This window comes from Micromonospora sp. NPDC023814 (assembly GCF_040639595.1).
Lineage (GTDB): Bacteria > Actinomycetota > Actinomycetes > Mycobacteriales > Micromonosporaceae > Micromonospora.
Genome location: NZ_JBFAAF010000149.1, coordinates 1 through 5,688 on the forward strand (window position 1 = coordinate 1; position 5,688 = coordinate 5,688).

The window sequence follows — 5,688 nt, forward strand, 5'->3', positions numbered from 1 at the left end:
GGATGTCCATGCAGATGACGTCCGGGCTGGTGCGGCGGGCCAGTTGGACAGCAGAGGATCCGCTCGACGCCTCCGCCACGACCTCGATATCCCCCCGCCCGTGTTCGTACCCGTGGGCCATCTGGTTCCGCAGCCACCTCACGTCCACTTCCAGCGCTGTCCGGTCTGAGCGCTCTCCGTGTCGCACCAATCAACACATTCTCGTCGCTGAGATCAGCTCAGTACATTGCCGGGACACCACGCCGTAATCAGAATGGACCATGGTGGAGGGCCGAACGCTCCCAGTGAGATGTGACAGGTGATGTGTCGTGCCCGCGATCAACGTGAGTCTGCCGGATACGGCCGAGGTGTGGGCGGCGGAAGCCGTCGCCGCCATCGAGCATGTGGGCGGCGACGACGGGCCCGGGGCTGAGTCCTCGGGGTCGCCGCCGGGGCTCCAGGTGGAGAGCGTGGGGGCACCGGCGACAGAGGATCCGGTGGACGCCGACGGGGCGCTCGGCGCCATCGGGAAAGCAGCACGCTTACTGGGCGACCTTCACCCGCTTCTCCACGGCGGCGACGTGCGAGGCGGCGGAGCCGGCCGCCGGCTTCGGCTTAGGCTAGCGACCGGTGAGCCGGTTCTGGGCACGGACACAGTCGACATCCCCATCGAATTGGTGAACCAGATTAGTGTGGACGTCGAGCCGAATCGCGTCGTGGTCCTGCGCAGTGATCAGTTTAGCCCCGTCCTCGAGATCGGGGTCACCGCCGATGTGGATCGAATCCGCGTTCAACTGTCGGGCGAGATCGCGGCATGGCTCGTCCGACGCGCGCAGCCGGAGGCAACGGCCTCCCCCCACCCTCAGGCAACAAGCTCTCATCAATGGCGGGCCGCCGTCGACGCGGCGCGGGACGAGTGGGAGACGGTGACGTCGCACCTGCTCACGTTCCGTCGTACAGATCACCTCTCGTGGCTGGCGTGGCTCACCCCGACCCGGTGGGCACAGGCCGTCAGATTGCGGCCGGGCCCTCCGGCGAAGCTACCAACGCTTCCCGTGTTCGATGACGTTCCCTTGTCGCTGCACCTGGTGCGCCGCATTGCGCCGGCGGTGGCCGCGATGCCGACCACGTACGTGTCCGGCACGTGGGCCCAGCGGTCGCCAGCGTTGATCGCCAACAGTATCGCCAGCACGGCGATCCAGGCGACCGTGCAGTCTTTCATGGACTGGACGGTGGATGTGCTCCGTCGAAAGCCAGAGGCCCGCAACGTCCTGCTCGCGGCTGACCATGACACTCCTGACTCGCCGTTCGAGGCTCCGTCGTGGCACTGGTCGAAGCTCTGGGGATACGCGGGCAAGCGGGTGCCGGCCAACACGCTCGCCGCGGCGATCAGCTGGGCGCTCCTGACGAGTATGGCCGGACGGTTCGAAAGTGGTGGGATCAGCTTCGCGCTGATCTTCGGCAGCACGCTGCTCGGGCAAACCGCGGTCGATGCCGTCGAGGGTCGCCCGGCCGGCACGGCGCGAGCACGCTACCGCCATGATCTGGAGCGGAGCGCCGACTTTGCGCGCAACGAGTTCATTCGCAGCGCGTACTACCAAATACGCGAGCTGGCCGCGCGGACCGGCGGTCAATTGCCGGCGGACTTGGCACCCGACCTGCTGGATGCCCGCGCCGTCCTCGCCGGTATGCGTGATCCGGTCGGTGCCGAGGTGGCCGTCCAGATGGCGGAGATGCACAGCCGACGGGGACTCCGGTTCGGGTACGGGACACCCAACGATCTTACGTTTGACCTGACGCGGCGCGGGTTGCCACCTGGAGAGGGGCCGACCTGGCACAACGCACTGCGCATGGGGTTGCGGGACGGCATCGGGCAGCTCCCATCCGTGGTCCTCGCTTTCGCGTTGAGCAGTGCGATCCCCCTGGTGTCCACAAACGCGCTGGCGACCGTTGTGTCCGGCGCGGTGTACGGCTTTGGCGAGCGCCGCGCGTCGCACGTCACCGTGGCCGACAGCGGCGTGGCGGCTTCGTGGGACACTCGGTACCGAATCGAGCAAATCATCCGATGGATCGACCACCTGACCGACCCGGCGGCCAACCCCGCGCCGACCGGCGGTTTTGACGTCGCCGATCCGAATCACTTTCCGATCCTGGGGGACGCGCCGTTCGCCCGGGTTACTGGCGTGTGGGCACAGTACCGGCGCAACCGACAGGCTGGACGGCCGCCGGAGGTGTCCGGATGGAACCAGATGACCTACAAACACCTGCCATCCCTTGTCGCGCGGATGGTCGTCACCGCGATCGTCGGGCCTCTGCTCGGCCTGCCCGGGCGACTCGTGGGGCTGTTGTTGGCCAGCGCGCTCGTGTCGGGATTGCTCACCGCCGCAGAGAACGCGATACGTCAGGCCTGGCCAGTCCTCGAGCAACTAGCCGCCGACCAGGCGGCCACACGGCAGGCCCGCCGCGACCCGCAGACCGTGAGTGAACTCGCGGACTCGGTGGTGACGCTCATCCAGCGGGCGACCGCGGCCGACAACGCCATCGTGCCGCATATTGTGAGGTTACCGTCAAGCCACAGTAGACGCGCAGCGGGCAGTGCGGACTTGGCAAGCCGAGCCCGCGACTCCGTGAGCGACAGCGAACCGACGCCGCCGGCCCGCGACCACAGCGCGACGACCGGCGCATTAGCCTCGATCGAACCGGGCCGGGATACCTCACCGACTGTCGGCGCGGCCCCGGCGACCGGGCACGACCTGGCCGCCTCCACCGAGCTGAGCTCCGTCCGGACCAGCCCACCGGCCGAGCTCGAAGCCAGCACCGATCCGCTCGCCGCGACGCCACCTGTCGTCGCGACCGAAGATCCGACTAACACCCAACCCGAAGCGCTGACGAACCCCTCCACCCGGGCAACGCCGCAACCCGGCCTCGAGGTTGCTCCCAGCCGTCCGATCAACACAGAGCCTGAGCCGCCGGCCAAGGGCTCCCTTGCCACGTCCCCGGACCCTGAACCTGACCTATTGACGGCCACACCAACCGAGTTCCTCACGGGCCGCCCCGCTCATACGCCTCCGGAACCCGGCACCAGCCCGTCGCCCGCCGACCGATCACGGCGCCCGACCGAGCGCCCCAGCGATGCCGAAAGCCCGAGTGTGCGAGCCCGGCAGTGGCTGCAACGGACGGTCGCGCCACGCGTGTCGAGGCCTTTGTCGAAGGCAGCGTTCGTCGACCTGATGAACCAGGTGGTACGAGACACGCCACCGGAGGTTCTCGGTGCGGAGCCGTGTCTGGTCCTGGCCGAGCGAGCCCGGGTCGAGTTGTACGACCGGCGGTCGGCGTCGAGGAAGCATGTCGACGATCTGGGTGTCGGCACCGGGACCGGACGGATCGCACTCGGCGCTGGGAGCGGCTGGCCGTTGCCGTCCTGGAAAGCGGTCGCGGACCGGTTGGCCGGCGCGGAACACGGAAGTTCGGCCCTGGCGTTGATCTCGCGTCAGGGCCGCATCGGGCATGTCCTGCTCGTGTACCTCAGCAGCGACGAGGGCCTGGTGCCGTTCGGCTTCGGGACGGTGGGCGACGTGGTCGCGGGCCAGACCGTCGACCTGCCGAACGAGTCGCCGACCTCGACCCGGGTCATGCTGTTCGATCCGTCCGGCCGGGCGATCACTGACCCGTTCATCGGCTTCCGCGACTCATCGTCGACGGTTCGCGCGATGATCGACAAGCCGCTGGACAATCGATTCGCGGGTGGCGGGCTCGAGTCCGGCCCGACGATCCCGACGCGTCCGACCGGGGGCCCCATCATCCCCGCCGCCGCTGCTGCCGAGATCGCTGCATCCGGCCAATTGAACGGTTCGCCGGTTGCCAGCAGCCGCGGGCCGGGAATCGAGCGCACCACAACTGTGGGGAAGCCCCCCGGAGACGCGGCCGGACCGGAACGCCACCTCACACCGAGCGGCGCCGCGCGGTGGGACGGCAACGGCCGTCACGGCTCCGGGGAGCGCTCCAGCACCGGGACACATCAGATCCAGTGGCAACCAGCACACAGCGTCCTGCCCGGTCGGCACCACCACCTCACCGTGACAAACGCTGGGCACCGGCGGCGGGCCCTCCAGGACGCGCTCGTCTACGACCCGCCATCAGGCTCGGCGTCGCTGGCTCAAGTCGTCCACGCAAGCCGGGCCTACCGCAGCGCGTCGGGCAACGCAGCGCGACGGTCCAGTCTCATCGCGGCCCTGCCCAGGTCGGCTCCGGCGACGATCGACGCCCTCGCGCGTATCGCCCGGAACCACGCCACAACCATCGAGGACATCGCCGACGCGGAGGTTTACCGGCTGCTGGCCCACGCGCTGTCCGGCCGCTACGTTCCAGGTCACAAGCCGGCAAGGATCCGCAACCTCGGTGCCGTCGCGTCCTATGAATGGACCACAGCCCTGCTGTCGCTGCGGTCCGAGCGGCCTCAGCACGCAGCCGCATTGACTGACTTGATAGTCAAGACACTTGCTTCATGTATCTGACGCACATCCAATTCCGACAGCGCGTCGATGGCGGTCGGTCGAATCGGGATCGCAAGAACACTGCGGATCCCGGTCGGACAGAATGATTTTGGTACCCGTGAGGGGATTGACGGCTCATCGAAGTTATTGACCAGAAGGGCAAACATGTGCTGATCAGCCAGCGGCGTAGCGGACCTCTGGCTTGCCGAACAAGGCTTTCACTGCCTCGGGCTGGTTCTGCCGGCGGGGCAGGTGCGAAAGCGGATTCGGCCGATCAGGAGCACGGGCAGGTCGGACAGCACCCAGGCCAGTCGGGTGGTGTCGTAGCCGGTGTCGCAGACGATCAGGATGTCGGGGTCGCCGGGCCGCCACTGCCCGGCGCGGATCAGCCGGTCGATCAGGTGCCGGAGCTGGTCGGCGGTGACCGCGGTGGCGTCGTCGGTCGGGCCCAGCCGCACCGCGTCGAGTACCTGTGTCCACGAGGTGCGGCCTGGTTCCAAGGCGGCGACGAATGAGTACGGCCAGCCGGGGATCATCTGGGCGGAGCCTTTGCCGCGGCCGTAGGTGTGGCAGAACAACCGGCCTGGGCTGGTGGCCGCGTCCGGGCGCAGCCAGTTGCTGACGTCAACGGCAAGCATGATCCGCCCGTGCGTGGTGCGGGGCAGCGCCAGTCCTGCGAGGGTCACCCGCAGCCGGGCGACATCGATTCCGCCAGCGCTCAAGGCGTCGTATAGGGCGCCGTGACCACGGCGGTGCTCGGCGGCCAATGACAGGTCGACCAGGCTGGTCACCGGCCCGCCCGAGCACAGCAGCGCGTCGGTGAGCTCGAACAACGCGTCCGCCCGACGTGACAGACACCGGTAGAAGTCCCGACGAAACCCAGCCAACCTCGCTGCTGAATCCTCGGCCGACCCGGCCACTGACGTGTCCGGCGTGGGCGTGTCGGGCAACACGACGCTACCCAGGTAGTCCAGAATCGTGGCCACGGCCACCGCCTGTTCTGTTCTTCGTGTCCTTGCAGGGAACGCGAAGGATCATCAGACGGTGGCCGGTCTACGTCTCCACGACACGCCGAGTCCACACAGGATCAGCACCCGCACACGGGCACCGAGGTTAAAAAACAAGGTGTGCCACGAACGCAAGGAGGAGCTTGATGTAGGTAGAGCGACTTTATGCGGTGCTGTGCAGGAGATGAAGGTTGGCCCTTCGGAGTCGC

At 68.0% G+C, this 5,688-nt stretch carries 1 protein-coding gene and 1 pseudogene; one reads left to right on the forward strand and one right to left on the reverse strand.

Going from position 1 to position 5,688, the window contains the following annotated elements; genetic code table 11:
- Positions 1-308 precede the first annotated feature (308 nt).
- Positions 309-4,493, forward strand: coding sequence for a hypothetical protein (locus AB0G14_RS34430; protein WP_357704777.1), 4,185 nt, complete (start codon positions 309-311; stop codon positions 4,491-4,493).
- Between the two features lie 239 nt (positions 4,494-4,732).
- Here AB0G14_RS34430 and AB0G14_RS34435 read toward each other — a convergent pair.
- A pseudogene (locus tag AB0G14_RS34435) lies at positions 4,733-5,392 on the reverse strand (transposase); the annotation flags it as partial.
- Positions 5,393-5,688: the final 296 nt, after the last annotated feature.